The sequence below is a fragment of the Rhizobium sp. BT03 genome, from assembly GCF_030053155.1.
GTDB lineage: Bacteria > Pseudomonadota > Alphaproteobacteria > Rhizobiales > Rhizobiaceae > Rhizobium.
This window is the reverse complement of the sequence record NZ_CP125642.1, coordinates 278,847-302,385: the sequence shown is the minus strand read 5'-3', so window position 1 is coordinate 302,385 and position 23,539 is coordinate 278,847. Positions and strand designations below refer to the sequence as shown.

At 63.6% G+C, this 23,539-nt stretch carries 16 protein-coding genes; 10 read left to right on the top strand and 6 right to left on the bottom strand.

The window, feature by feature from the left end:
* Positions 1–259 precede the first annotated feature (259 nt).
* Positions 260–799 carry a murein L,D-transpeptidase family protein gene (locus QMO80_RS26160; protein ID WP_283200811.1) on the top strand — a complete coding sequence of 180 codons (540 nt, stop codon included), beginning with the start codon at positions 260–262 and terminating at the stop codon, positions 797–799.
* Between the two features lie 7 nt (positions 800–806).
* Here the strand turns inward: QMO80_RS26160 and msrA are convergent, their stop codons facing one another.
* A complete protein-coding gene (gene msrA, locus QMO80_RS26155) occupies positions 807–1,514 on the bottom strand; it encodes a peptide-methionine (S)-S-oxide reductase MsrA (protein ID WP_283200810.1) in 708 nt (235 codons plus the stop codon).
* 207 nt (positions 1,515–1,721) lie between these two features.
* Between msrA and QMO80_RS26150 the strand changes: the two genes are divergently transcribed.
* The 5 genes from QMO80_RS26150 (at position 1,722) to cueR (ending at position 15,054) form a co-directional block, all read left to right on the top strand.
* Positions 1,722–7,193: an alpha-2-macroglobulin family protein gene (locus QMO80_RS26150; RefSeq protein ID WP_283200809.1), complete on the top strand. Its 5,472-nt coding sequence runs from the start codon at positions 1,722–1,724 to the stop codon at positions 7,191–7,193.
* Positions 7,190–9,271: a penicillin-binding protein 1C gene (gene pbpC, locus QMO80_RS26145; RefSeq protein WP_283200808.1), complete on the top strand. Its 2,082-nt coding sequence runs from the start codon at positions 7,190–7,192 to the stop codon at positions 9,269–9,271. The genes QMO80_RS26150 and pbpC overlap by 4 nt, the downstream gene beginning before the upstream one ends.
* A 127-nt stretch (positions 9,272–9,398) precedes the next feature.
* On the top strand, positions 9,399–12,008 hold the full coding sequence (treY, locus tag QMO80_RS26140; protein WP_283200807.1) for a malto-oligosyltrehalose synthase: 2,610 nt from the start codon (positions 9,399–9,401) through the stop codon (positions 12,006–12,008).
* 121 nt (positions 12,009–12,129) lie between these two features.
* Positions 12,130–14,655: a heavy metal translocating P-type ATPase gene (locus QMO80_RS26135; protein ID WP_283200806.1), complete on the top strand. Its 2,526-nt coding sequence runs from the start codon at positions 12,130–12,132 to the stop codon at positions 14,653–14,655.
* Positions 14,656–14,664: 9 nt separating this feature from the next.
* Positions 14,665–15,054, top strand: coding sequence for a Cu(I)-responsive transcriptional regulator (gene cueR, locus QMO80_RS26130; RefSeq protein WP_116276478.1), 390 nt, complete (start codon positions 14,665–14,667; stop codon positions 15,052–15,054).
* A 27-nt stretch (positions 15,055–15,081) separates the two neighbouring features.
* On the opposite strand, the gene QMO80_RS26125 is transcribed toward cueR, so the two are convergent.
* Positions 15,082–15,363: a hypothetical protein gene (locus QMO80_RS26125; RefSeq protein WP_064842889.1), complete on the bottom strand. Its 282-nt coding sequence runs from the start codon at positions 15,361–15,363 to the stop codon at positions 15,082–15,084.
* 155 nt (positions 15,364–15,518) lie between these two features.
* Between QMO80_RS26125 and QMO80_RS26120 the strand changes: the two genes are divergently transcribed.
* Genes QMO80_RS26120 through QMO80_RS26110 form a run of 3 tightly spaced genes read left to right on the top strand, consistent with a single transcriptional unit; the run spans position 15,519 to position 17,543 of the window.
* Positions 15,519–16,058 (top strand): sigma-70 family RNA polymerase sigma factor, encoded by a 540-nt coding sequence (locus QMO80_RS26120; RefSeq protein WP_283200805.1) that lies wholly within the window; start codon positions 15,519–15,521, stop codon positions 16,056–16,058.
* Positions 16,045–16,812 carry an anti-sigma factor gene (locus tag QMO80_RS26115; RefSeq protein ID WP_283200804.1) on the top strand — a complete coding sequence of 256 codons (768 nt, stop codon included), beginning with the start codon at positions 16,045–16,047 and terminating at the stop codon, positions 16,810–16,812. Before QMO80_RS26120 ends, QMO80_RS26115 begins: the two co-directional genes overlap by 14 nt.
* 20 nt (positions 16,813–16,832) lie before the next feature.
* A complete protein-coding gene (locus QMO80_RS26110; RefSeq protein ID WP_283200803.1) occupies positions 16,833–17,543 on the top strand; it encodes a Bax inhibitor-1/YccA family protein in 711 nt (236 codons plus the stop codon).
* 124 nt (positions 17,544–17,667) lie between these two features.
* Here the strand turns inward: QMO80_RS26110 and QMO80_RS26105 are convergent, their stop codons facing one another.
* From QMO80_RS26105 to repA, 4 genes are all read right to left on the bottom strand, one after another.
* Entirely contained in the window at positions 17,668–18,801 is a 1,134-nt protein-coding gene (locus QMO80_RS26105; RefSeq protein ID WP_283200802.1) for an RHE_PE00001 family protein, read from the bottom strand.
* A 179-nt stretch (positions 18,802–18,980) separates the two neighbouring features.
* A complete protein-coding gene (gene repC / locus QMO80_RS26100; RefSeq protein ID WP_283200801.1) occupies positions 18,981–20,195 on the bottom strand; it encodes a plasmid replication protein RepC in 1,215 nt (404 codons plus the stop codon).
* 154 nt (positions 20,196–20,349) lie between these two features.
* Complete coding sequence (gene repB, locus QMO80_RS26095) at positions 20,350–21,345, bottom strand: plasmid partitioning protein RepB (protein ID WP_283200800.1); 996 nt, start codon at positions 21,343–21,345, stop codon at positions 20,350–20,352.
* On the bottom strand, positions 21,342–22,538 hold the full coding sequence (repA, locus tag QMO80_RS26090) for a plasmid partitioning protein RepA (RefSeq protein ID WP_283201215.1): 1,197 nt from the start codon (positions 22,536–22,538) through the stop codon (positions 21,342–21,344). The genes repB and repA overlap by 4 nt, the downstream gene beginning before the upstream one ends.
* 201 nt (positions 22,539–22,739) lie before the next feature.
* On the opposite strand from repA, the gene cobF reads away from it, so the two are divergent.
* Positions 22,740–23,504, top strand: a complete 765-nt coding sequence (gene cobF / locus QMO80_RS26085) for a precorrin-6A synthase (deacetylating) (protein WP_283201214.1) — start codon at positions 22,740–22,742, stop codon at positions 23,502–23,504.
* The last annotated feature ends 35 nt before the right edge of the window (positions 23,505–23,539 follow it).

Genomic DNA, 23,539 nt, shown 5'->3' with positions numbered 1-23,539 from the left:
ATACTTCGAAAGAGGCATCCGCTCCGGCAGCTGTCCCTGCGCGAAACTCCTTGTCGTAACGGGCAACTTGACGATATGTTCCGCGGTGGAACGCGATTTTTCTCAATTAAGACATTGTTAACGTTGGTAAATTTTTAACAAGAAAGCCGGCAAAGCAAAACCGGCGCTAAATTGTGGTCAATCTCAAGCGCGCAGCTTCTGGATGAAGGCGCAATGACACGATATGGTTATTCCATTGGCTTGAAGATCGGGGCGCACATTGAAAACCAAACTTATCGTCCTGGCCATCGTGATCGTCAGCCTGTTCGCCTATACGAAATTGATGGCAAGGATCGGCTCGGGCTCGCCGCCTCCGGATGCGCCGCCCGCGCAACAGGCCGACCTCATCCGCGTTTATAAATCCGAGCGGCGCATGGTCCTTCTCAAAGGGGATGTTCCGATTTCGACCTATCGGATTTCCCTGGGGCAGGCTGCCGATGCCGGTCCCAAGCAACGGGAAGGCGACGAAAAAACGCCGGAAGGGCGTTATGAAATCGACTGGCGCAATCCCAAGTCGATGGCGCATCTCAGCCTGCATATTTCCTATCCAGGCCCTGAAGACCGGCGCAATGCCGAATCCAACGGCTTTCCGCCCGGCGGCAATATCATGATCCACGGGCTTCCGAACGGCTGGGGCCTGTTCCGGCAAGCCCATCGGCTGTGGGATTGGACCGATGGCTGCATTGCCGTCACCAATGCTGAGATGCGCGATATCTGGGCTCGCGTCCCCGATCATACGCCCATCGACATCCTGCCCTGACGGGTAATCAGCCCTTGGAGCCTTTCCTGACGAGGACCGGCTGGCTGCGATAATCGGCGGGAAACAGCGACTTCAGGTTCTCGATTTTCGGCAGGTCGTTGTAGACGATATAGGGATAGGTCGGATTGAGCGTCAGGAAATCCTGATGATAGGCCTCGGCCGGATAGAAACCGGTGGCGTCGGACACTTTGGTGACGATCGGCTGGGCGAAGACATGCGCCTTGTCGAGCTGGCCGATATAGCGCTCGGCGATCTTACGCTGCCCGGCATCGGTGACGAACAGCGCCGAGCGATACTGCGTGCCCTGATCCGGGCCCTGGAAATTCAGCTGCGTCGGGTTATGCGCCACCGAAAAGAAGATCTGCAGCAACCTGCCGTAGCTGACCTCTTTGGGATCGAATTTCACCTCGACGGATTCGGCATGTCCTGTCGCACCGGTGCTGACGGTTTCGTACTGCGCCGTTTTGGCCTCGCCGCCGGCATAACCGGAGACGGCGCTCTTGACGCCTTTGACGTGCTGGAAGACGCCCTGCACACCCCAGAAACAGCCGCCGGCGAAAATGGCGGTCTCGGTGCCGGACCCGCCGGCTTCGTCAACGTCGGGCGGCGGGATGACGACGGCATCTTCGGCCGCGCCAGCGGCACCCGCACAGATTGAGAAAATTGTGGCTGCCAGGAGTGCGGCGAGGCTCCTGCGGCGGCAAGACGTGAACATGGCACTACCTCCAGCGATGGCCCAAATCCTTGCTCATCCTTGCAAAAGCCGCAAATCACAAGGCGGTCACTCACGCCGATGTGACAGCCGGACGAAAGCTTCTGTACGAAGACGAAACAGCGCGCGAGTCGAGTTGACAATCTCGCGTAGAGTGACGAGAGTGCCGCCGGTCAGAGCCAGCATCGCCTGTATCCTTGGGGGGAACCTATGTCCGTGCGCTCGTTCTTTGCTTTCGCCACTATTGCATTTTTTTCCACGATCGCCGCCAGTTTTCCAGCCGCGGCTGCGGAGACCAAGCGCGACATCCAGACGATCAAGGACGCCGATTTCTTCGGCTTCGATCTTCGCACCGAGCAGAACGTCTCGCTCGATCAGTGCAAGACCTCCTGCATCGGCGATAAGAGCTGCAAGGCCTTTACCTACAATCCCAAGGTGAAATGGTGCTTCCTGAAATCCGATTTCAAGACGATGAACGCCTTCCCCGGCGCCATTGCCGGCAAGATCGTCGAAACCGCCGCCCAGAAGGAACCGGATCTCGGCGCCGCGCCGCGCCTGACCTTCCTGAGCAATGACCTCATCCAGCAGGCCCACGACTTCAAGGATAATCTTGCGCTGACCGACGCCCAGCAGGGCCAGGGCGTCGACAGCCTGACGGCCAATGCCCGTCTCGACATGACCGCCAACAATCTGGTCGACGCGCTGATCGCCTTCCATGGCGCGCTGTCGATCACCCCCGATGATGCCGATCTCTGGCTCGAAACCGCCCGCGCCGCCGCTTCGCTCGGCAGCGCCCAGACCGGCACGAGCGGCCAGGCCGTGCTCGACGCGCTGAATGGCTACGAGCTGACGCGCACCAAGCCCAAGCGCGCCGAGGCACTCGCCGTGCTGGCCGACGCCCTGGACCGAAACGCCAATTACCGCCCTGCCCTTTACGCCTACAAGGCCAGCCTGGCGCTGGTCGCCTCCGACGATGTGCAGGCGGCCTATCTGCAGCTGAAATCGACGCAAGGATTCCGCATCACCGAACACACGGTCGATGCCGACAGCGCCACGCCGCGGGCCTGCGTCAGCTTCTCCGAGGCACTCGTCAAGACCACCGACTACACGCCCTTCGTGACGCTGAACGGCGCCGCCCCCAAGGCGCTCGAAACCAAGGACAAGCAGATTTGCGTCGAGGGGCTGACCCATGGCGAGACCTACAAGATCGCCTTCCGCACCGGCTTGCCGTCATCCGTCGATGAGGCGCTCGAAGCACCGGTCAGCATCGACGTCTATATCAAGGACCGCAGCCAGATGGTGCGCTTCACCGGCGACAGCTTCGTGCTGCCCTCGACGGCGCGCCGCGGCATCCCGATCGTCTCGGTCAACCTCGCCTCTGCCAACCTCAAGCTCTACCGCATCGGCGATCGCGCCATTGCGCCGCTCCTGACCAATTCGCAGTTCCTCAGCCAGCTCGACGGCTACAGCGCCCAAAACATCCAGGATCAGAACGGCGAGCTCGTCTGGCAGGGCTCGATCGACATCGCCAACGAGCTCAACAAGGACATCGTCACCAGCTTCCCGGTCGACGAGGCGCTGCCGCAGCGCAAGCCCGGCATCTACGTGCTGACCGCGACGGCGCCGAACGCCCCGGCGCAGGAGTGGGATTCGCAGGCGACGCAATGGTTCCTCGTCTCCGATATCGGCATCACCACCTATGCCGGCACGGACGGGCTCAACGTCTTCACCCGTTCGCTCGCTTCGGCCAAGCCGATCGCGGGCGTCGAGCTGCAGCTGCTGGCCAAGAACAATGAAGTACTCGGCACCGCGACCACAGACGAAAACGGCCGCGCCACCTTCACCGCCGGCCTGATCCGCGGCACGGCGGCGCTGACGCCCGCCGTCATAACCGCCAAGAACGGCACCTCGGACTACGTCTTCCTCGACATGACGCGGGCCGGCTTCGACCTCTCCGACCGCGGCGTCACCGGCCGTGCCGCACCCGGCGCGATCGACGTCCTGACCTTCACCGAACGCGGCATCTACCGCGCCGGCGAGACGGTGCATGCCCAGGCGCTTGCCCGCGATACCGACGGCAACGCTATCGAGAACCTGCCGCTCACCTTCATCTTCAGCCGTCCCGATGGCGTCGAAGACCGGCGGATCGTCAGCCAGACCAGCAATCTCGGCGGTTACAGCGTCGATTTCGCCACCCAGGAAAACGCCATGCGCGGCACCTGGACGATGAACATCTATACCGACCCCAAAGGCAGCGCGATCGCCAGCAAGAGTTTCCTGGTCGACGATTTCGTGCCGGATCGCACCGACATGGAGATCAAGACCGAAGCCAAGGAAATCGGCCCGGATCTGCCGGCGACGATCAATGTTTCCGGCAAATATCTCTATGGCGCGCCGGCCGCCGGCCTGACGCTTGAGGGCAATGTCGTCGTCAAGCCGACGCGCGAGAGCGCCGCCTATAAGGGCTTCCTCTTCGGGCTTGCCGACGAGGAGGCCAGCGAAGATTCGCGCCTGCCGATCGAAGGCCTGCCGGAACTCGACGAGAACGGGCAAGCCTCGACCGATCTCACCATCGGCGAGCTGCCGGCAACGACCCAGCTGCTCAACGCCACCGTCTATATCAGCATGCAGGAAGCCGGCGGCCGCGCCATCGAGCGTTCGCTGATCCTTCCGGTGAAGAATGACCGCGCTTCGATCGGCATCAAGCCGGAATTTTCCGACGAGCTGCCCGAGAATTCGATCGCCAATTTCACGGTGATCGGCGTCAACGCCGACGGCGAGAAGCAGGAGACCAAGGGCCTGCGCTGGAAATTCTACAGCCTCAACCGCCAATATCAGTGGTATCGCGAGGGAACGGCCTGGAAATACGAGCCGGTCTACACCGCCGAGCAGATTTCCAACGGCAGCGTCGACGCGACGACCGACGGCGGCAAGATCTCCGTGCCGGTCACCTGGGGCCGCTATCGCCTCGAAGTGGAAAGCCCGGATGCCGACGGCCCGACCTCCAGCGTCGAATTCGACGCCGGCTGGTTCGTGACCTCGACCTCGACCGAAACACCGGACGGGCTGGAAATCGCCCTCGACAAGGACAGCTACAAGGTCGGCGACACCGCCAAGCTGAAAGTCACCTCGCGTTATGGCGGCGAGCTGATGGTGACGGCCGGAACCGAAAAGCTGGTCGCGGTGCAGAACGCCACGATCGGCGAGACCGGCGGCGAGCTCGACATCCCCGTCACCGCGGACTGGGGCGCCGGCGCTTATGTCACCGCCACGCTCTTCCGTCCCGGCGACGCCCAGGACAGCCACATGCCGATGCGCTCGATCGGCATCCAATGGCTGAAGGTCGATCCCGAGCAGCGGGCGCTGCAGGTCAAGCTCGACACGCCGGAAAAAATGCTGCCGCGCGGGCCGTTGAATATCGGTCTGCAGGTGGCCGGTGCCGGCGCCAATGAGGATGCCTATGTCACGGTTGCCGCCGTCGATGTCGGCATTCTCAACCTGACGCGCTACGAACCGCCGAACCCTGAGGATTGGTATTTCGGCCAGCGCCAGCTCGGCCTTGAAATCCGCGACCTTTATGGCCGCCTGATCGACGGCTCGCTGGGTGCGACCGGCAAGCTCAGGACCGGCGGCGACGGCGGCGCCATTGCGCTGCAGTCGAGCCCGCCGACACAGAAGCTCGTCGCCTTCTTCTCCGGTCCGGTGAAGCTCGACGCCGAAGGCAAGGCCAATGTCTCCTTCGATATTCCGCAATTCAACGGCACGGCCCGCGTCATGGCTGTGGCATGGTCGAAATCCGGTGTCGGCCACGGCGTCAAGGATGTCATCATCCGCGATCCGGTCGTCGTCACGGCCAGCCTGCCGAAATTCCTCGCCCCCGGCGACAAGGCCAATCTGCGCCTCGACATCGCCAACACCGATGCGCCGGCCGGCGATTACAAGCTGCAGCTGACCGGTAACGACGCGGTCGGCATCGAACAGGCCTCCGCTGCGCAGACGATCCGCCTCGAAGCCGGGGCGAAATCCGAGCTGACGCTGTCGCTCATCGGCAAACAGCCTGGCGCCGGCAGCGTCTCGATCAACCTCTCGGATGCTTCCGGCCTGTCGCTCGACCAGACCGTCGACGTGCCGGTGCGCCCGTCATCCCTGCCGATCACCGAACGCAGGGTGCTGGCGCTGAAGCCCGGGGCAAAGCTTACCGTCGACAAGAACCTGCTCGCCGACAGCGTGCTGCCGGGTGCTGCCATCAGCGTCAACGTCACCCGTTCGGCCGCCTTCGATATTCCGGCACTGCTGATGACGCTCGACCGTTATCCCTTCGGCTGCGCAGAGCAGACCACCAGCCGGGCGCTGCCGCTGCTCTACCTCGCCGAAGTGGCGAAGCAGGCCGGCATCGCAAACGACGACGATGTGCATAAGCGTGTGCAGGATGCGATCTACCGCGTGCTCTCCTACCAGGCCTCGGCCGGCAGCTTCGGCCTCTGGGGACCGGATTCGGGCGACGTCTGGCTGGATTCCTACGTCACCGATTTCCTGACGCGGGCTCGCGAAATGAAATACGACGTGCCGGAAAGGGCCTTCGTGCAGGCGCTCGAAAACCTGCAGAACACCCTCTCCTACACCACCGACATCAAGGGCCAGGGCGACCAGATCGCCTATGCCATCTATGTCCTTGCCCGCAACAAGAAGGCGGCGATCAGCGATCTGCGCTATTATGCCGATACGATGATCAACGACTTCCCGACGCCGCTTGCCAAGGCGCATATCGCCGCAGCACTGGCGCTCTACGGCGATGCCCAGCGTTCGAAGAACATATTCCTCGACGCGCTGCAGATGTCGCAGCAATCGATGGTATCGCGCGTGAACCTGTCGCGTACCGATTACGGCACGATCCTGCGCGACGGCGCGGCGATCCTGGCGCTCGCCGCCGAAAGCCGGCCGGTGCCGCCCGTCGTCCCGGATCTCGCCAAGGCCGTCGCCAAGGAATGGCAGCGCAGCAAATACAAGAGCACCCAGGAAGAAGCCTGGATGCTGCTTGCCGCACGCGCCATTCAGGGCGGCGATGACGGGTTGAAGGTCGACGTCAACGGCGCGGCCCATACCGGCGCCTATATGGCCCGCATGACCGGCGATGCGCTCGCCGATCATCCGCTGACGCTGACCAACCAGACGAACGACACGGTCTCGGCCATTGTCACCACCGTTGCCGCCCCGACCGTGCCGCTGCCGGCCGGCGGCGACGGCTTCCTCATCGAGCGCAGCTATTACACGCTCGACGGCGAAGAGGCGAATGTCAGCGAGGCCAAGCAGAACGAACGCTACGTCGTCGTCATCCATGTCCGCGAAAGCAATGACTGGCCATCGCGCATCGTCATTACCGACCTGCTGCCGGCCGGCTTCGAGATCGACAATCCGAACCTCGTCGACAGCGCCCAGATGACGAACTTCGACTGGATCGGCGAGATCTCCACCGCCCATACCGAATTCCGCTATGATCGTTTCGTCGCCGCCTTCAACCGCGCGGCGGGCGACAACCGCGAATTCAACGTCGCCTATGTCGTGCGCGCCGTCACCCCCGGCACCTACGACCATCCGGCCGCAAGCGTCGAGGACATGTACCGTCCGGAGCTCTCGGCCCGCACCGCGACCGGCAAGATGGAGGTCGTGGCAGCACAACAATGAGGCTGTGGCGCAAGTTTGCGATCGGGTCCGCCGCCGGCATCATCCTTGCCGGCGCGGCCCTCTTCGCGCTCGATGCCGCCGACAAGGCCTTTCCGCCGCCGCTCGACAAAGCGGATGTGGTCTCCGCCGAAGTGCTCGATGCCGACGGGCAATTGCTGCGCGCCTTTGCGGCCTCGGAAGGCCGCTGGCGGCTGAAGACCACGGTTGCCGACGTCGATCCGCAATTCCTGCGTATGCTGATCGCCTATGAGGATCAGCGTTTCTACGATCACGGCGGCGTCGATGCCTGGGCGCTCGGGCGGGCCGCCACGCAATTCATCCGCAACGGCCGCATCGTCTCCGGCGCCTCAACGCTGTCGATGCAGGTGGCACGGCTGATCGAGCCGCGCGCAGGGCGCTCGCTTTCGGCAAAACTGCTGCAGCTGGCGCGCGCCGTGCAGATCGAGCGGCGGCTGTCGAAGGAGCAGATCCTCGACCTCTATCTCACCCATGCCCCCTATGGCGGCAATCTGGAAGGCGTGCGGGCCGCAAGCCTTGCCTATTTCGGCAAGGAGCCGCGCCGCCTGACCGTCGCCGAAGCCGCCCTGCTCGTCGCCCTGCCGCAATTGCCGGAACGGCGCCGGCCGGACCGCAATCTCCAGGCGGCGAAAGAGGCGCGCAAACGCGTGCTCGAGCGCGCCGCGGTGGCCGAGGCCGTCGGAGAGGGCGAAGCCGAGCGGGCCGAGGCTGTCGCTGTCCCGATGCGACGCATGCAATTGCCGGCGCTCGCCGCCCATGTCGCCGAAGCCGCGCTGCGCAAGCAGCCGGATGTCCTCAAGCACCAGACGACACTGAAAAAGCAGGTGCAGCAGGGGCTGGAAGCGGTCGCCCGAGCCGCGGCGATGAAACTCGGGCCGAAGCTTTCGCTTGCCATGGTGATGGCCGATGCCCAGACCGGCGCCATCGTCGGCGAGGTCGGCTCGGCCGATTATTTCGACGCCAGCCGCTCCGGCTGGATCGATATGACCCGCGTCAACCGCTCACCGGGCTCGACGCTGAAGCCCTTCATCTACGGGCTCGCCTTCGAACAGGGCCTCGTCTCCCAGGAGACGATCATCGAGGACCGGCCGGCCGATTTCTTCGGCTACCGGCCGCGCAATTTCGACATGAGCTATCAGGGCGACGTCACCGTGCGCGAGGCCCTGCAACTCTCCTTGAATGTGCCGGCCGTCAAACTGCTCGACGCCGTCGGGCCATCGCGGCTGCTGGTGCGCTTCCGCCGCGCCGACGTGCGCCCGGCTCTGCCGCCGAACGAGACGCCGGGGCTGGCGATCGGTCTCGGCGGCGTCGGCATCACGCTGAAGGATCTGGTGCAGCTCTATACCGCACTCGCCAATCGCGGTCAGCCGGCAAGGCTTGGCGACGGCATCACCGGCACACCGGGCAAGCTCGACGGTGAACCGCTTTTGGAGCCGGTCGCGGTCTGGAACATTGCCGATATTCTCTCCGGCGTCATTCCGCCTGCCGGCGCGCCGCAGCGCGGCATCGCCTACAAGACCGGCACGAGCTATGGCTACCGCGACGCCTGGTCGGTCGGCTATGACGGGCGTTATGTGCTCGGCGTCTGGGTCGGGCGGCCCGATAACAGCGCCGTGCCCGGCTTGACCGGCTATGGCACCGCCGCCCCCATCCTGTTCGAAGGTTTTGCCAAATCCGGCATCGCGACGACGCCGCTGCCCCGCCCGCCCGCCGGCGCCGTGCGTATCGCCCAGTCCGAGCTGCCGATCAGCCAGCGGCGTTTTGCGTTGAACGCCAGCGGCCTGCTCGTTGCCTCCGGCCGCGAACCCGCGCCTCAGATCGTCTATCCGCCCGAGGGCGCCCATATCGATCTCGGCGCAGGCGCCGGCGACCTGTCGCCGCTGATGCTGAAACTGCAGGGCGGCCGCGCGCCCTTCCGCTGGCTTGCCAACGGCAGGCCGCTGCCAGACCTCTCCCGCCGCCGCACCCAGCAATGGCTGCCCGACGGCGGCGGCTACTCGAAACTGACCGTTATCGACTCGGCCGGACGCGCCGCCAGTGTCGGCGTTTTCATCGACTAGCACGATGCGTAGATTCAAAAATGTTACAGCGTCCTTTGCGCGTCTCAAAAGACGCGCGGCGCTGTGAGGGAACCAAAACCCTGACACAACCGTTGGGTAGAGGCTTCCTCCAACGTCAGACGGCCTCATGACCCTTCCGACCGCGACCTACCGGATACAATTCCGCAACGGCATGACCTTCGATCGCGCCTGCGGCCTCATTCCCTACCTCAAGACACTCGGCATCAGCCACCTCTATGCCTCACCGATCTTCACCGCCGTCAGCGGCTCGACCCACGGCTATGACGTCATCGACGCCAACGACATCGATCCGGCGCTCGGCGGCCGGGCGGGGTTCGAGCGGCTGACGGAAAGCCTCGCCGCGGCGGGCATGGGCCTCATCCTCGATATCGTCCCGAACCACATGGCCGCCTCGCCTGAGAACGGCTGGTGGCGCGACGTGCTGGCGTTCGGCCGGCAGAGCGCCTATGCCGGCCACTTCGACATCGACTGGAACGAGCCGCTGACCCTGCCGCAGCTCGGCCAAGATTTCGCTGCGGCGCTCGCCGCTGGCGAGCTGCGGATCGCGCTCGACGAAACGCATGGCAACTTCGCCTTCGGCTATTTCGAGACGCTGCTGCCGCTCAACCCCAGCAGTTACGGCGCGATCGCAAACCGGCTCGACGATCCGGTGGCAACGAGAATGGCGGAGGCCGCAGCCGTCACGTCGGGCGAGGACTTTGCCCGCGCCATGCGCGACATCCTGTTCGAAGGCGGTGACCGCGCCGTGCTCCGGCAAAAGCTCGAGGATATCTCGGCCGATCGCGATTTCCTCGAAAGCCTGCATGAGGGACAGCATTGGCGGCTCACCCATTGGAAGGAGGCGGCACGGCATCTGAGCTATCGCCGTTTTTTCGAGGTCACCGGGCTGGTCGGCACCCGCGTCGAAAATCCCTCCGTGTTCGAGGACATGCACCGGCTGACGATCGAGCTGGTGCGCCATGGCAAGGTGCAGGGCCTGCGCATCGACCATGTCGATGGGCTCGCCGAACCCAAGGCCTATCTCGACCGGCTGAGGGCGGCAGTCGGGCCGGACAGCTATATCGTCGTGGAAAAGATCCTCGGGCCTGGCGAAGTGCTGCCGGAGAGCTGGCCGGTCGCGGGCACCACGGGATATGAATTCATCGCGGCGCTGAGCGAACTCTTCATCGACGGCGGCGGCCTGCGCAGATTGGACGATGCCTATCGCAGCCTCGCCGGCGAGACCGGCGATCTCGATGAGGGCCGGCGGCTTGCCAAGCGGCTGATGGTCGAGCGCAACTTCGCCGGCGAGACTGGCAGGCTGGCAGCAATCGCCGCGGGGATCTTTCCGGAGATAAACAGAGATGAGCTCGCCACGGCGCTGAGCGAACTGCTGATCGCCTTCCCCGTCTACCGCACCTATGGCGACGGCGGTCCGCTCGCCTGGCAGGATTCAGCCGTCCTTGCCGCAACCGCATCGCAGGCCATGGCCCGGCTCGATGATCGGCGTGCCCTCGATCATGTGCTGAGGCTTCTCGAAGGCAAGGTCGAAGGGGATGCGGCCCACGAATTTCGGATCCGCTTTCAGCAATTGAGCGGGCCGGTGATGGCCAAAGCGACTGAGGACACGCTGTTCTACCGCTACAACAGGCTGCTTGCCGCAAATGAAGTCGGCGGCGAACCGGGCAAGACGCCCGACGGCCCGGAGGGATTCCATCGCCGCATGGCCGAGCGGGCGCGGCTGCAGCCGCACGGCCTGTCGGCCAGCGCCACGCACGACACCAAACGCGGCGAGGATGCGCGCGCCAGACTTTATGCCTTGAGCGAGGGCGCGGATGTTTTCGGGCAGGCGGTGGCGCGCTGGCGTGAGATGAACCGGTCGTGGCTGAGGGACCTGCCGGATGGTGCGGCGCCGGAGCCGAATGTCGAATGGATGCTCTATCAGGCGCTGGCCGGCGTCTGGCCGGAAGATTTCGACCGAGGGCAGACGGAAGAGCTTCGCGCGCGCTTCACCGATTACGCGGTCAAGGCAGTGCGCGAGGCCAAACTCCACACCGGTTGGATCGAGCAGGATGCCGCCTACGAAGAAGCGGTGGCGGCCTATGCGGCAGCGCTGGTGTCGCCGGAGAATGACGCCTTCCTCGAAGATTTCGAAACGGTGCTGCAGCCCTTCATCGCGGCGGGTTACCTCAACAGCCTGTCGCAGACGCTGCTCAAGCTGACGGCGCCCGGCATTCCCGACATCTACCAAGGCTCCGAGGGATTCGATTTCAGCCTCGTCGATCCCGATAACCGCCGGCCGGCCGATCATGCGCGGCTGGCGGCCTGGCTTGATGAAGCAGGGCCGATCGCCAAGCTTCAGGCGGCAGCTTTGAAGCAGCGCATCATCGCGATCGGCCTGCAGCTGCGCCAGCGGCAACCGGCGCTCTTTGCCAGAGGCGATTATCTGCCGCTGAAGGTGACGGGCGGCCGGCGCGAGCACGTGCTGGCTTTTGCCCGGGTGCACAAGGATAATTTCGCCATCGTCGCTGCACCCAGGCTGATGTTCGGCTGGCTCGACCCCGGCGTGCTGTTTGCCGGCCCGGAATTCTGGGAGGATACGGCGATCGCCGTCCCCTCCCCTCTTCACGGGCTGAAGGCGGATCTGGTAACCGGCAAGACGATCGAACCCGGCGGCAGCATTGCGGTCGCCGGGTTGCTCGGCAGCCAGCCCGTCGGGCTGATCAGCCCGATCTGAGGATCGGGCGACAGAGCGGTTGCCTTCGAAAAATCGGCGTCGCCGAAATTAGCGCTTGACCTTCCAGTTGCTGGAAGGTGGATAAGCCTCTCCAACTGCCCCTCGGGCATAGGAGACAGTCATGAATATCAAACACGATCACGATCATCATCACGGCCACGCCCATGCCGGCGATCACAGCTGTTGCGGCCATGGCGGGGAAAAGACTGCCGACGCCACGATTCGTGACCCCGTCTGCGGCATGACTGTCGATCCGGAGGCCGGCAAGCCTTCGCTCGATCATGCGGGCCGCCTCCATCACTTCTGCTCGGAGGGCTGCCGGACGAAGTTTGCCGCCGCGCCGCAGGATTACCTGACCGCGAAGGATCCGGTCTGCGGCATGACCGTCGATCGCTCGACGGCGAAGCATTTTCTGAAAATCGAGGGCGAGAAATTCTATTTCTGCTCAGCCGGCTGCCGGACAAAGCTCGAAGCCGATCCCGCAGCCTATCGCGACGGCAAACGCCCTCCGGCAAAGCCGGCGCCGAAGGGCACGCTCTATACCTGCCCGATGCATCCGGAGGTCGTCAGCGACGGCCCCGGCGACTGCCCGAAATGCGGCATGGCGCTCGAGCCGATGGGCATTCCGCCTAATGACGAAGGCCCGAACCCGGAACTTGTCGATTTCACCAGACGGCTTTGGGTGAGCGCCATCCTTGCTCTGCCGCTGCTCGCTCTCGGCATGGGACCGATGCTCGGCCTGCCTTTGCGGGAGATGATCGGCGAGCCGCAGGCGACCTATATCGAACTGCTGCTGGCAACGCCGGTCGTGCTGTGGGCGGCCTTGCCGTTTTTCCGCCGCGCTTGGGCCTCCCTCGTCAACCGCAGCCCGAATATGTGGACCCTGATCGGTCTCGGCGTCGGCACCGCCTATGTCTACAGCCTCGTCGCCACGCTTACGCCCGGCATCTTCCCGATGAGTTTCCGCGGCCACGGCGCAGCCGTGCCGATCTATTTCGAGGCGGCCGCCGTCATCGTCGCTCTCGTATTCGTCGGCCAGGTGCTGGAATTGAAGGCACGCGAGCGCACCGGTTCGGCGATCCGCGCGCTGCTCGATCTCGCGCCGAAGACGGCACGCCGCATTGGTGCCGATGGCAGCGAGAGTGACGTGCCGGTGGACGAGATTGAGACCGGCGACCGGCTGCGCGTGCGCCCGGGCGAGCGTGTGCCGGTGGATGGCTCCGTCCTCGAGGGCCAGTCGACCGTCGACGAATCGATGATTACAGGCGAGCCTCTGCCCGTGGAGAAGTCGAAAGGCGACGGACTGACCGGCGGCACGATCAACAAGAACGGCGCGCTCGTCATGTCGGCCGAGAAGGTCGGCGCCGAGACGGTGCTGTCGCGCATCGTCGACATGGTCGCCAAGGCGCAGCGCTCGCGCGCGCCGATCCAGGGTGCGGTCGACCGGGTGTCTGCCTTCTTCGTGCCGGCGGTCGTCGCCGCGGCCATCCTTGCCTTCATCGTCTGGGCAGCGGTCGGCCCGGAGCCGAGCCTTGCCAATGCGCTGCTGGCCGCCGTCGCCGTCCTGATCATCGCCTGCCCCTGCGCACTCGGCCTTGCGACACCGATGTCGATCATGATCGCGACGGGGCGCGGCGCTGGAGAAGGCGTGCTGATCAAGGACGCCGAAGCACTGGAGCGCTTTTCCAAGGTCGATACGCTGATCGTCGACAAAACAGGCACGCTGACCGAGGGAAAGCCGAAGCTTACCGACGTCGTCGCCTTCGGTGAAACCGAGGAGAACCGGCTGCTGTCGCTGGCGGCAAGCCTGGAGCGCGGCTCCGAACATCCGCTGGCCGAAGCGATCGTGTCCGGCGCCGAGGAGCGCGGCGCCACCTTCGTCGAGGTCACCGGCTTCGAGGCCAAGACCGGCAAGGGCGTTCAGGGTCTTGCCGGCGACACCATGGTGGCGCTCGGCAACGCGGCGATGCTTACCGATCTCGGCATCGATCCTTCGGCGCTGGCCGAGAAGACCGAAGCCCTGCGCGGCGAGGGCAAGACGGTGATGTTCGTCGTCGTCGACGGCACCCTTGCCGGTCTGGTCGCCGTTGCCGACCGGATCAAGCCGACGACGGAAGCCGCCATCAAGGCGCTGCACGACAGCGGCCTGAAGATCATCATGGCGACGGGCGACAATGAGCGCACGGCGCGGGCGGTGGCAAAAAGCCTGGGGATCGACGAGGTCCGCGCCGACATGCTGCCGGAGGGCAAAAGCGCGCTGATCGAGGAACTGCGCGCCAAGGGCGCCATCATCGCCATGGCCGGCGACGGCGTCAACGATGCGCCGGCGCTTGCGGCCGCCGATGTCGGCATCGCGATGGGCACCGGCGCCGATGTTGCAATGGAAAGCGCCGGCATCACCCTGGTAAAGGGCGATCTCACCGGCATCGTCAGGGCGCGGCGGCTGGCGGAGGCGACGATGCGCAACATCCGCCAGAATCTCGGTTTCGCTTTCGGCTATAATGCGCTCGGCGTGCCGGTGGCCGCCGGCGTGCTCTATCCGATCTTCGGGCTGCTGCTGTCGCCGATGATCGCGGCGGCGGCGATGAGCCTCTCATCCGTCTCGGTGATCTCAAATGCACTGAGACTGCGCTTTGCAAAATTATAGGAGATGACGATGAATATCGGCGAAGCATCGGAGCGTTCAGGTCTGCCTTCGAAGACGATCCGCTACTACGAGGATATCGGCCTCATCCGCCCCGAAAGGGGCGGCAACGGCTATCGCGACTATGCCGCGACCGATGTTCACAAGCTGCGCTTCCTGCAGCGGTCGCGCGGTCTCGGCTTTTCCGTCGAGGAGTGCCGGCAATTGCTGGCGCTCTACGAGGACAAAGCCCGCGCGAGCGCCGACGTCAAGGAGATCGCCGAGACCAAACTTGCCGAGATCGACCGCAAGATCCGCGATCTCTCGGACCTGCGGCGCACGCTGGAGCATCTCGTTCATGCCTGCCACGGCAATGACAGGCCGGACTGTCCGATCCTCGAAGGGCTTTCGGACGGCGGCTGATCATCGCGAAAGATGCAGGCGGCAGCTTCAGGAAAGCTGCGGCATGTTCTGGTTGGCTGCCTGCGCGGATGGGGCCCGCCCGTCTTCGCCGTCATCCAGCCGATGCTTGATCGCAAGCGCGTAGATCACGTCGAGAATATTGCGGTCCCTGAGATGAGGGTCGATGAGAGCGAGAAGCGAGGCCCGGACGATCTTCTTGCTGGTGGCGTTTGGGCAACGCGCCTTGACGAAATCATAGAGCGCCTGATCCGTCAGCCCTTCCATGGCGCCGTCTACGAGAGCTTCGTAGACCCGCTTCTTTTCCTTCATTCTTGATTTTCCCCTTCAAATCAGCGGCGTCATGATCTGTCATGTAATTGTCATAAACAATCGCGGATTTAAGCTGCGGCGATGGCGTCTGCGGCCAGCGTGATTTTTTTACCGCCGCCGGGAATAAAATCGGCCGTGCTTGCGTATACTCAATCATGGAACGCAAAGACCGCCCCTTCGACGTCATCGGACAGCTTGCAGCGCTGAGGCGCTACGCTCGCTCGCTGGTGCGCAATTCGGACGAGGCTGAGGATCTGGTGCATGATGCGCTGGTGCGCGCACTGGAGAAGAAAAAGAGTTTCCGCAGCGGCGGCAATCTGCGCACCTGGCTGCTCTCCATCCTGCACAATGCTCATATCGACCGTCTGCGCCAGAACCGGTCGCTGACGCGCCGCCATGACGAGGCGGCTGTCGAGGCCGAACAGTCGCTGCCCGCTGGGCAGGAACATGCCGTGCGCCTGCAGCAGGTGCGCGACGCCTTTTTCGACCTGCCGGAGGAACAGCGCGAGGCGCTGCATCTCGTGGCGATCGAAGACCTATCCTACCAGGAAGCCGCCAATGCGCTCGGCATTCCTGTGGGAACGCTGATGTCGCGCATCTCCCGCGCCCGCGCGCAATTGCGCGAATTCGAGGAGAAGACACCGCGCAAGTCGCATCTGAGACTGATTGGAGGGGACGGCAATGAAAGCAATTGATCCCATCCTCGATGCCGATCTCGACGCCTATGTGGATGGCGAACTCGATGTCGCCCGCCGCATCCAGGTGGAATCCTATCTTTCCGGCCATCCGGCGATTGCCGCCAAGGTCATGGCCGACCTCAGCGTCAAGGGCGAGTTGCGCCTGGCGCTTGCCGGCGAAAGCGCCTTCGGCCGCCCCGAGACCCGCGACGCCGCCCGCCGGCTGGAACGCGGTCTTTCCTATGGCCGCATCTTCCATTCCATGCAGCGCATTGCCGCTGTCGGTATTCTGGTCACCGCCGGCTGGGTGGCGCATAATTCCTTCGGCGCTTTCTCGGCAACCGAGGTATCGGCATCGGTGCCGGCACCCGCCTATGTCGAGGATGCCGTCCGCGCCTACCAGACCGCGGCGCTACGCCAATCGATGCCGCCGCAGACGCCGGCCACCTACAGCGCCGACGATATTCGCGCCGCCACCGCGATCGTGATGCCGGAACTGCCTGGAGATTGGAAGGTCGCCGACGTGCAGATCTTCCCGTCCGAATTCGGCCCCAGCGTCGAGATGGCGATCGAGCAGTCGGATGGAAAGCGGCTGTCGCTTTTCGCCGTCCGCCCGGGCGCCTTCGAGGTCAAGCCGGTCAGCCATCTCGCGCTTGAGAAAGCAGAAGCCGCCTATTGGCAGATCGGCGAGGTCGCCTATGCGCTGATCGCCGACGAAAGCGGTCTCAATCTCGATCAGGCGGCCGAACGGCTCGCCCGCTCGCTCTATTAGTTCAAACCGAGGAGATCAGCATGAACCCGATCAATTCCCGCTACGGCGCCGTGGCCGGCTCCCAGGCCGTCTTCGACGAAGGCCTGCGCCAGCATATGCTGCGCGTCTACAATTACATGGCTCTCGGCCTTGTTATCACCGGCCTCGTCGCCTTCGTCGTCGGCTCGACGCCGGCCCTCTACGTGCCGATCTTCGGGTCGCCGCTGAAGTGGGTGGTGATGCTGGCGCCGCTCGCCTTCGTCTTCTTCTTCTCGTTCCGCATCCAGACGATGTCGGCCAGCACCGCGCAGATCACCTTCTGGGCCTTCTGCGCCGTGATGGGCCTGTCGCTCGCCTCCGTCTTCCTGGTCTTCACCGGGATGAGCATTGCGCGGACCTTCTTCATCACCGCCACGATGTTCGGCGCCACCAGCCTTTACGGCTATGTGACGAAGCGTGACCTGTCGCGCATGGGCTCGTTCCTGATGATGGGTCTCATCGGCGTTATCATCGCCAGCATCGTCAACATCTTCCTGGGTTCGTCCGCGCTGCAGTTCGCCGTCTCGGTGATCGGCATCGTCGTCTTCGTCGGCCTCACCGCTTACGACACGCAGAACATCAAGGAACAGTATTCGGAAAACTACGATCAGGAATCGAACCAGAAGCTCGCCGTCTTCGGCGCGCTGTCGCTCTACCTGAACTTCGTCAACATCTTCCAGCTTCTGCTCAACTTCACGGGCGAGCGGGAATAGGGATCGCGCTTCCGGGGGCAAAGGAAGCGCAAGAGCACCCGGTCTGCACTCTGTGACAGGATGGCAGATCGGGTGTTCACCTTAAAAATGAAAGCGGCCGGGTTAACGCCCGGCCGCTTTCATGTCAGATGATGCCCCAGGCGCGGTAGCGGCCGCGGCCGGTGATTTCACGAATGCCGATCTCGTTGACGAGGTTCAGCGCGCCGCGCGGCGTAATCCTGAGATGGCGGGCAATCATCGCCGCCGAGACCATCGGCCGCGACAGGATGAAATCGGCAAGATCCGGCAGGCTGCTGTTCGAACGGCGGCCGCGAAAGCGCAGCTCCATCTGCGTGCGGGCCAGCGAGAGCCGGTCGAGTTCCTTGAGACCGGCGGCAGCCCCCAGATGCATCGCCTCCAGGAAGGCCTGCAGCCGCGTCGCCCGATCGCGCGCGCGGCGACGTTCATGGCGCACCAGCTTCAGCCCGCCGTAAAAAGAAAAGAGATGCGAGGCAACCTTGCCGCGGGCGCGCAGATGTCCGGCGACCAGCAAACCGCCGAGCCAGTGCTGACGCCGCAATGGCTCGATTCTTTCCCAGGCTTCGAAAAGGATAATCGCGCCAAGAACCGGCGGCAAGCTTTCGGCCAATGGCAAGAGGCCGCGCCACTCGGCAAGCCGCTGCTCCTCGTCCCATTCGTCGTCACCCAGCAAGCCGAGAGGATCGTCATTGCGTCGTGCCGGGGCAGCGGCGGCCGTCTCGCTTGCCGGCAGCTTGCCCGTATGGATGTCGAGCAGTTTTTGCGAGCGGGCAAGAAGCGCGTCGATCTCGGCCATCTCGGCGGCGAGCGGCCCGTCTTCATCGCCGCCCTCGTCGTCGGTCTCGAGCGGCACCACGGAGCTCTTGACCTCCGGCGCTGTCCCCTCCCCTTCCCCGAGCGTCGCCGTCAGCGTCGCAAGCCCCGAGGCTCCGAGCGCCCAGGCCGGTTCGCCGGTCCAGATGCGCCGGCGGGCCCGCAGCACGGAATGGGCGATCGTCAATTCGTGGCTCGGCGCCCGGCTGTCCATATGCGCATCGTGCAAAACCAGATCCTCGACATGCACGAGTTCGCCGGCCACCCAGAGCGCGCCGGCAGCATCGAAGAAATGACTGCGTTCGGCAAAGCCCTCACCGACCGGCGAACGCACCACCCGTTCGTCCAGCCGCGCCAGCGCATCCTCTGCGGCGGCAAAGGATGGAAGCAAGGTTTGAAGCATCGCACTGTCGATTTCGTAGCGCATTGTTAAGCTTTACGGTTTTTCACAAATGGAAGCAAAACGGATATTTCCTTCCGCCATCTATGACATGGTTAACGGCGCATTTCAACAAAAGGCCGGGGAAGGAAGCGGTCGAGATGGCTGAGCGAGCCGCCGCTTAGCGTCTAGCCGTCGCAGCTGGCGCGAAGCTTTTTCATAGCCGTTCATCCTGTTTTCCTCGCTATCGGACCATTGGCCCGCATCAGCGCCATCAGCATCGGCCCAAGCGAGAACTCGCCGCGCTCGGCCCGCCGTGTCAGATCACGCAGATAGCCGCCGGCCGAGTTGATATGTCCGCCTCTTTCGAGGATGCAGGCGATCACCGTGGCGGCATTTTCCGGCCCCATGACATCGCAGGCCAGCTGATAGGCGCTCGGACTGACGCCGAGCATCGAACGGACGATGACGGCCGCGGCCATCAGATCCCGCCAGCTGCCGATCCCGCCGCCCGGCCCATAAACGACGACCTCCGGGCAGGCCTGCAGCACCATGGCAAGGGGGAAGGATTTCGGCGGCTCCCGCCATGGCCGCGGTTCTTCCTCCGGCTTTGCGCCCTGCTTCGGTTCGAAGCTTGGTTCAAGTTCAGATATGGGGTGTGGGTTTGAATTATGTATGTGCCGACCGTTTTGGCTGCCATTGGCGTCTGATTTTTCTGTTTTCGTTTTCAATTCCAGCGTCTTGACGATCAATTCGCGGAAAGCTTCGAGATCGCTCAGCAGATGTTCCATCTCGGCGGCCGACGGGCGGCGCGGCAGGCTTGCCGACAGCAGATTGAAATGCGTCTGCATCTCGATCCATTCGCCGGCGATTTTCTCCTCCAGGGCGATCTCGATAAGTTTGGTGATGTCGCGCCGGCAGAGCGTCAGCCGTTCCCGCAGGCGTTTCCATTCGAGCTTGTCGGCGAGCACCTGAGCCGCCTGTGCCTCGATCTCGCCGGCGCGCGCCAGCAGCGGCGCCAGGCTGAAGCCAAAGGCCTCTCCAAGCCCGCCCTCGCCGTTGCGGCGGGCGAACCGTTTGCCGTTCGGGCTATCGCGCCGGATGATCAGGCCGGCCTCCACCAGCATCGCCAGGTTCCGCCGCAGCGTCGTTCCGGCCATCCCGTGCGTGCGCAGCGACAGCTGCTCGTTCGAGGGAAAGACCACGAAGCCGTTGGCCTCGGCAATCTCGTTCTTCGGATAGAAGGTCAGCAACGCGTTGAGAACGGCGAGCGCACGATCGGATACGCCGACCATATCCTTTGCTTCGCAGAGCGCGCGAAAGATCTTCCACTTATCGACCGATGCGTCCGGTTCGACCTTGCTGGCACTTTCCTGGCTTGCCAGCATGCCAAGCGTCATCGATCGCCGCCCAAAGGGCGTCGATACATATTGAGGCTCCATGTCCCTCACCTTTTTTCAAGGCAAAAGAAATCTACCACCCAAAAGGATGCCGAAGATGCTTGACAGTGATTCGAGGAAGTGCGATTCTCAGATTGTCCAGATATGAGAAAGGCTTCCGCGACGGCAACGTTCGGAGGCTTTTTTCTTTTGCGGCCTACTCTCCTGCTTGCAACCTGCCGGCCCGATAGGCTTCGTAAAGCTCATCGAGACGGCGTGAAATGTAAGCGCCGAAATCCGGCGCATCGCCGGTTTTCAACGCGATCGTGAAGGAATTGCCGGCGCTCTTGATTCGGCCGGCAATCTTGCCGCCGCCCTTCGGCTTCCAGTCATATTCCGTGGCCTCGGGCTTCGCCTCTTTCCGGGCGAGCTCGGCAACCAGAAGCTCAAAGCGGCGGTCGCTCTCCTCAGCCATGAAGTTTTCCGAGCCGACGAGCTTGGCAAGCCGCGCCGCCGTCATCCCGTTCCAGTCCTGGGCAAGCGCCATCCATTTGCGGCGCCCGATGCCGGGGGCAGCACCCACCGATCTGACGATCTCGGCCGGGATGGCTCTCGCGACGGAGAGCAGTTTCGACAGCTCGGTCTTATCGGTCGACAGCGCCTTCATGATGATGGGCCGCTCAAAACCCTTGATCTCGAGATTGAGGGCAAAGACGGCGCGCTCGATGTAGGAAAGGTTGCGGCGCGCCGAATTTTCGATGCCCTGGGCGATGACGACATCGGTATCGTCAAGGCTGCGGACGATCGCCTGCACCTTGCGCCCGAGCAGCTTGACGGCCTGCAGGCGGCGATGGCCATAGGCGATCTGGTAGCGGCTTTCATCATCGGGATGGCGACGAACGAGAACCGGCACTTCCTGGCCGTTCTCGGCGATCGACTGCACCAGCTCGTCGTCGATATCGAGCGGCTGGTCGGCGAGGCGGTCGCGCACGAAGGAGGAATCGATCAGATCGGGATCGAGCTCGACGATGCGTTCGCCTGAGAGCAAGGCCTCCTGTATCGCCCTGCTCTCTTCCTCCATGCGCCCGAGCGTCAGTGCCATCGTCCGGACCGGCCCGGCCGCGCCGCGCGAAGACGGCTCTTCGTAGTTGGCCGCGGCCAACTCCTGCGCCGTATCGTCGAAAAGACCTTTCAGGCGATCACGTCTGCTCATGTCCGGCCCCAGGCTTTGTGAATGCCGGCGAGAACCTCGCTATTGGCGGCATTGACCGATTCCAGCGCCCGGTCGTAAGTCGAGCGGCGCACCTGCCCCTTCTCGATTTCGAACAGCGTCTGCTTGGTCAGGCCGGCATCGGCGATCGCCGTCGATTTGAGAATGGTGGCCGTCAACACGTCGTCACCGAACAGGCTGCGCAGCAGCGCAACGATCTGCGACTGCGGCGCGTCGAAGGGTTCGTGACGGGTGACGACATATTTGATGAAGTCGTGCTGCAGATCACCGCCGGCCTTGCGGACCACAGACAGCAGATCCGAGGTCATCAGCAGGAATTGCGACATGGAGGCGACATCGACCATCTGCGGATGGATGGTGATGAGCAGCGAGGTTGCCGCGCAGACGGCGCCGAGGGTGAGGTAACCGAGCTGCGGCGGGCAGTCGATCACCACGACGTCGTAATCGGCCTCGACCTCGGCGATCGCCACGCCGACCCGGCGGAAGAACAACTCGGCCGGTTTCTGCCGATCATTGAGCGCCCGCGGCGTTTCATGCTCGAATTCCATCAGTTCGAGATTGCCCGGCACCAGATCGAGCCCGTCGAAATAGGTCTTGCGGACGATGTCCTTCAGCGGCTTGCGGCCGGCATCGTAGCGAATGGCGCCATAAAGCGTATCGCCATCGGAAAGATCGAATTCGGGCTGGACGCCCAGCATCGAGGAGAGCGAGGCCTGCGGATCGAGGTCGATGGCGAGCACCCGGTAACCGGCCAGCGCCAGATATTGCGCCAGATAAAGCGTCGTCGTCGTCTTGGCCGAGCCGCCCTTGAAATTGGTGACGGCAACCGTCTGCAGCTTCTCGCCGGGACGCCGCCAGGGAAGATAGCTGAGCGCATCCTTCGGCTTCAGCTTCGCCATATATTGGCGCAATTCATTGATCTGGCCGAGCGTATAGGAGCGCCGGCCATTCTGGGAAAGCTCTGGCTGCGGCCCCTTGCCATCCAGGGAAAGCTGGCGAAGATAGCCGTCGGACACGCCGATCATCTGGGCGGCCTCGCCTGAAGAAAATGTCCGCAGCGTCTTTTGCGCGAGCGGCGGAAACAGCTTGTCGCGGAGAAGCTTCAATTGCCGCGAAAGCTGGTTCGCATGCCGCTCGATCCGCACATCTGTCGTCGATACGCTAATGTTGTCCAAAACACCCAATCCTTTTCGATGCGCTTTTCTGTCAACATAGCGTCAAAAAGCGTATCGAAAGTGACACGATTCGGGATTTCCGGCAACAATCGGGGCCAGGAGCCCATTCCGGCCCGGTTGGCCGCGGCCAACTCTTCGCCATCGCCCTTGCGGCGAACCGGCTTTTTCGGCAAGACCGCCGGGACTCAAGGGAGTATCGGCTTGAAGCACATCCATATCATCGGCATCGGCACGGGCAACCCGGAGCACGTCACCATACAGGCAATCAACGCGATGAATTCAGCCGACGTGATCTTCCTGCCGGTCAAAGGCACCGGCAAGGAAGAGCTCGCCGAGATCCGCCGTGAAATCTGCGAACGATATGTCACGCGGCCGGGCATCCGGATTTCGGAATTCGCGGTACCGCAGAGGCGGACGGCGGACAGAAGCTACACGCAAAGCGTCGACACCTGGCACGCCGAGATCGCCCTTATCTATAAAGAGCTGATCTCCGGCCTGCCCGATGACGGCCGCGGCGCCTTTCTCGTCTGGGGCGATCCCAGTCTCTACGACAGCACGATCCGCATCATCGAACGCGTGCGGCAGGACGGCGGCGTGGATTTCGACTACAGCGTCATTCCTGGCATCACCAGCATCCAGGCCCTGGCCGCCAGTCACAAAATCCCCGTCAACCTTGTCGGCAAACCGATCGAGATCACCACCGGGCGCAGGCTGGCGCAGGATGGGCTGCAGGCGTCCACCACCGTCGTCATGCTCGACGGCGAACAGGCCTTTGCCAAGACCGACGATCCCGACGCCGAGATCTTCTGGGGCGCCTATCTCGGCACCGAAGACGAGATCGTCAGATCCGGGCGGCTCGGCGACATCGCGGCCGACATTCTGATGCTGAGGGCCGAAGCCAGGCAGCGGCATGGCTGGATCATGGATATCTATCTGCTGCGCAAGGGACGAGATTTCGAGGAATAGCCGCGCCGACCGTTTCCCATGTTTTGCCGCGTCCG

What these genes read in the sequence shown, in the direction of transcription:
- msrA (WP_283200810.1), bottom strand. Translation starts at nt 1,514, where the DNA reads ATGTTCACGTCTTGCCGCCGCAGGAGCCTCGCCGCACTCCTGGCAGCC.
- QMO80_RS26150 (WP_283200809.1), top strand. Translation starts at nt 1,722, where the DNA reads ATGTCCGTGCGCTCGTTCTTTGCTTTCGCCACTATTGCATTTTTTTCC.
- pbpC (WP_283200808.1), top strand. Translation starts at nt 7,190, where the DNA reads ATGAGGCTGTGGCGCAAGTTTGCGATCGGGTCCGCCGCCGGCATCATC.
- treY (WP_283200807.1), top strand. Translation starts at nt 9,399, where the DNA reads ATGACCCTTCCGACCGCGACCTACCGGATACAATTCCGCAACGGCATG.
- QMO80_RS26135 (WP_283200806.1), top strand. Translation starts at nt 12,130, where the DNA reads ATGAATATCAAACACGATCACGATCATCATCACGGCCACGCCCATGCC.
- cueR (WP_116276478.1), top strand. Translation starts at nt 14,665, where the DNA reads ATGAATATCGGCGAAGCATCGGAGCGTTCAGGTCTGCCTTCGAAGACG.
- QMO80_RS26125 (WP_064842889.1), bottom strand. Translation starts at nt 15,363, where the DNA reads ATGAAGGAAAAGAAGCGGGTCTACGAAGCTCTCGTAGACGGCGCCATG.
- QMO80_RS26120 (WP_283200805.1), top strand. Translation starts at nt 15,519, where the DNA reads ATGGAACGCAAAGACCGCCCCTTCGACGTCATCGGACAGCTTGCAGCG.
- QMO80_RS26115 (WP_283200804.1), top strand. Translation starts at nt 16,045, where the DNA reads ATGAAAGCAATTGATCCCATCCTCGATGCCGATCTCGACGCCTATGTG.
- QMO80_RS26110 (WP_283200803.1), top strand. Translation starts at nt 16,833, where the DNA reads ATGAACCCGATCAATTCCCGCTACGGCGCCGTGGCCGGCTCCCAGGCC.
- QMO80_RS26105 (WP_283200802.1), bottom strand. Translation starts at nt 18,801, where the DNA reads ATGCGCTACGAAATCGACAGTGCGATGCTTCAAACCTTGCTTCCATCC.
- repC (WP_283200801.1), bottom strand. Translation starts at nt 20,195, where the DNA reads ATGGAGCCTCAATATGTATCGACGCCCTTTGGGCGGCGATCGATGACG.
- repB (WP_283200800.1), bottom strand. Translation starts at nt 21,345, where the DNA reads ATGAGCAGACGTGATCGCCTGAAAGGTCTTTTCGACGATACGGCGCAG.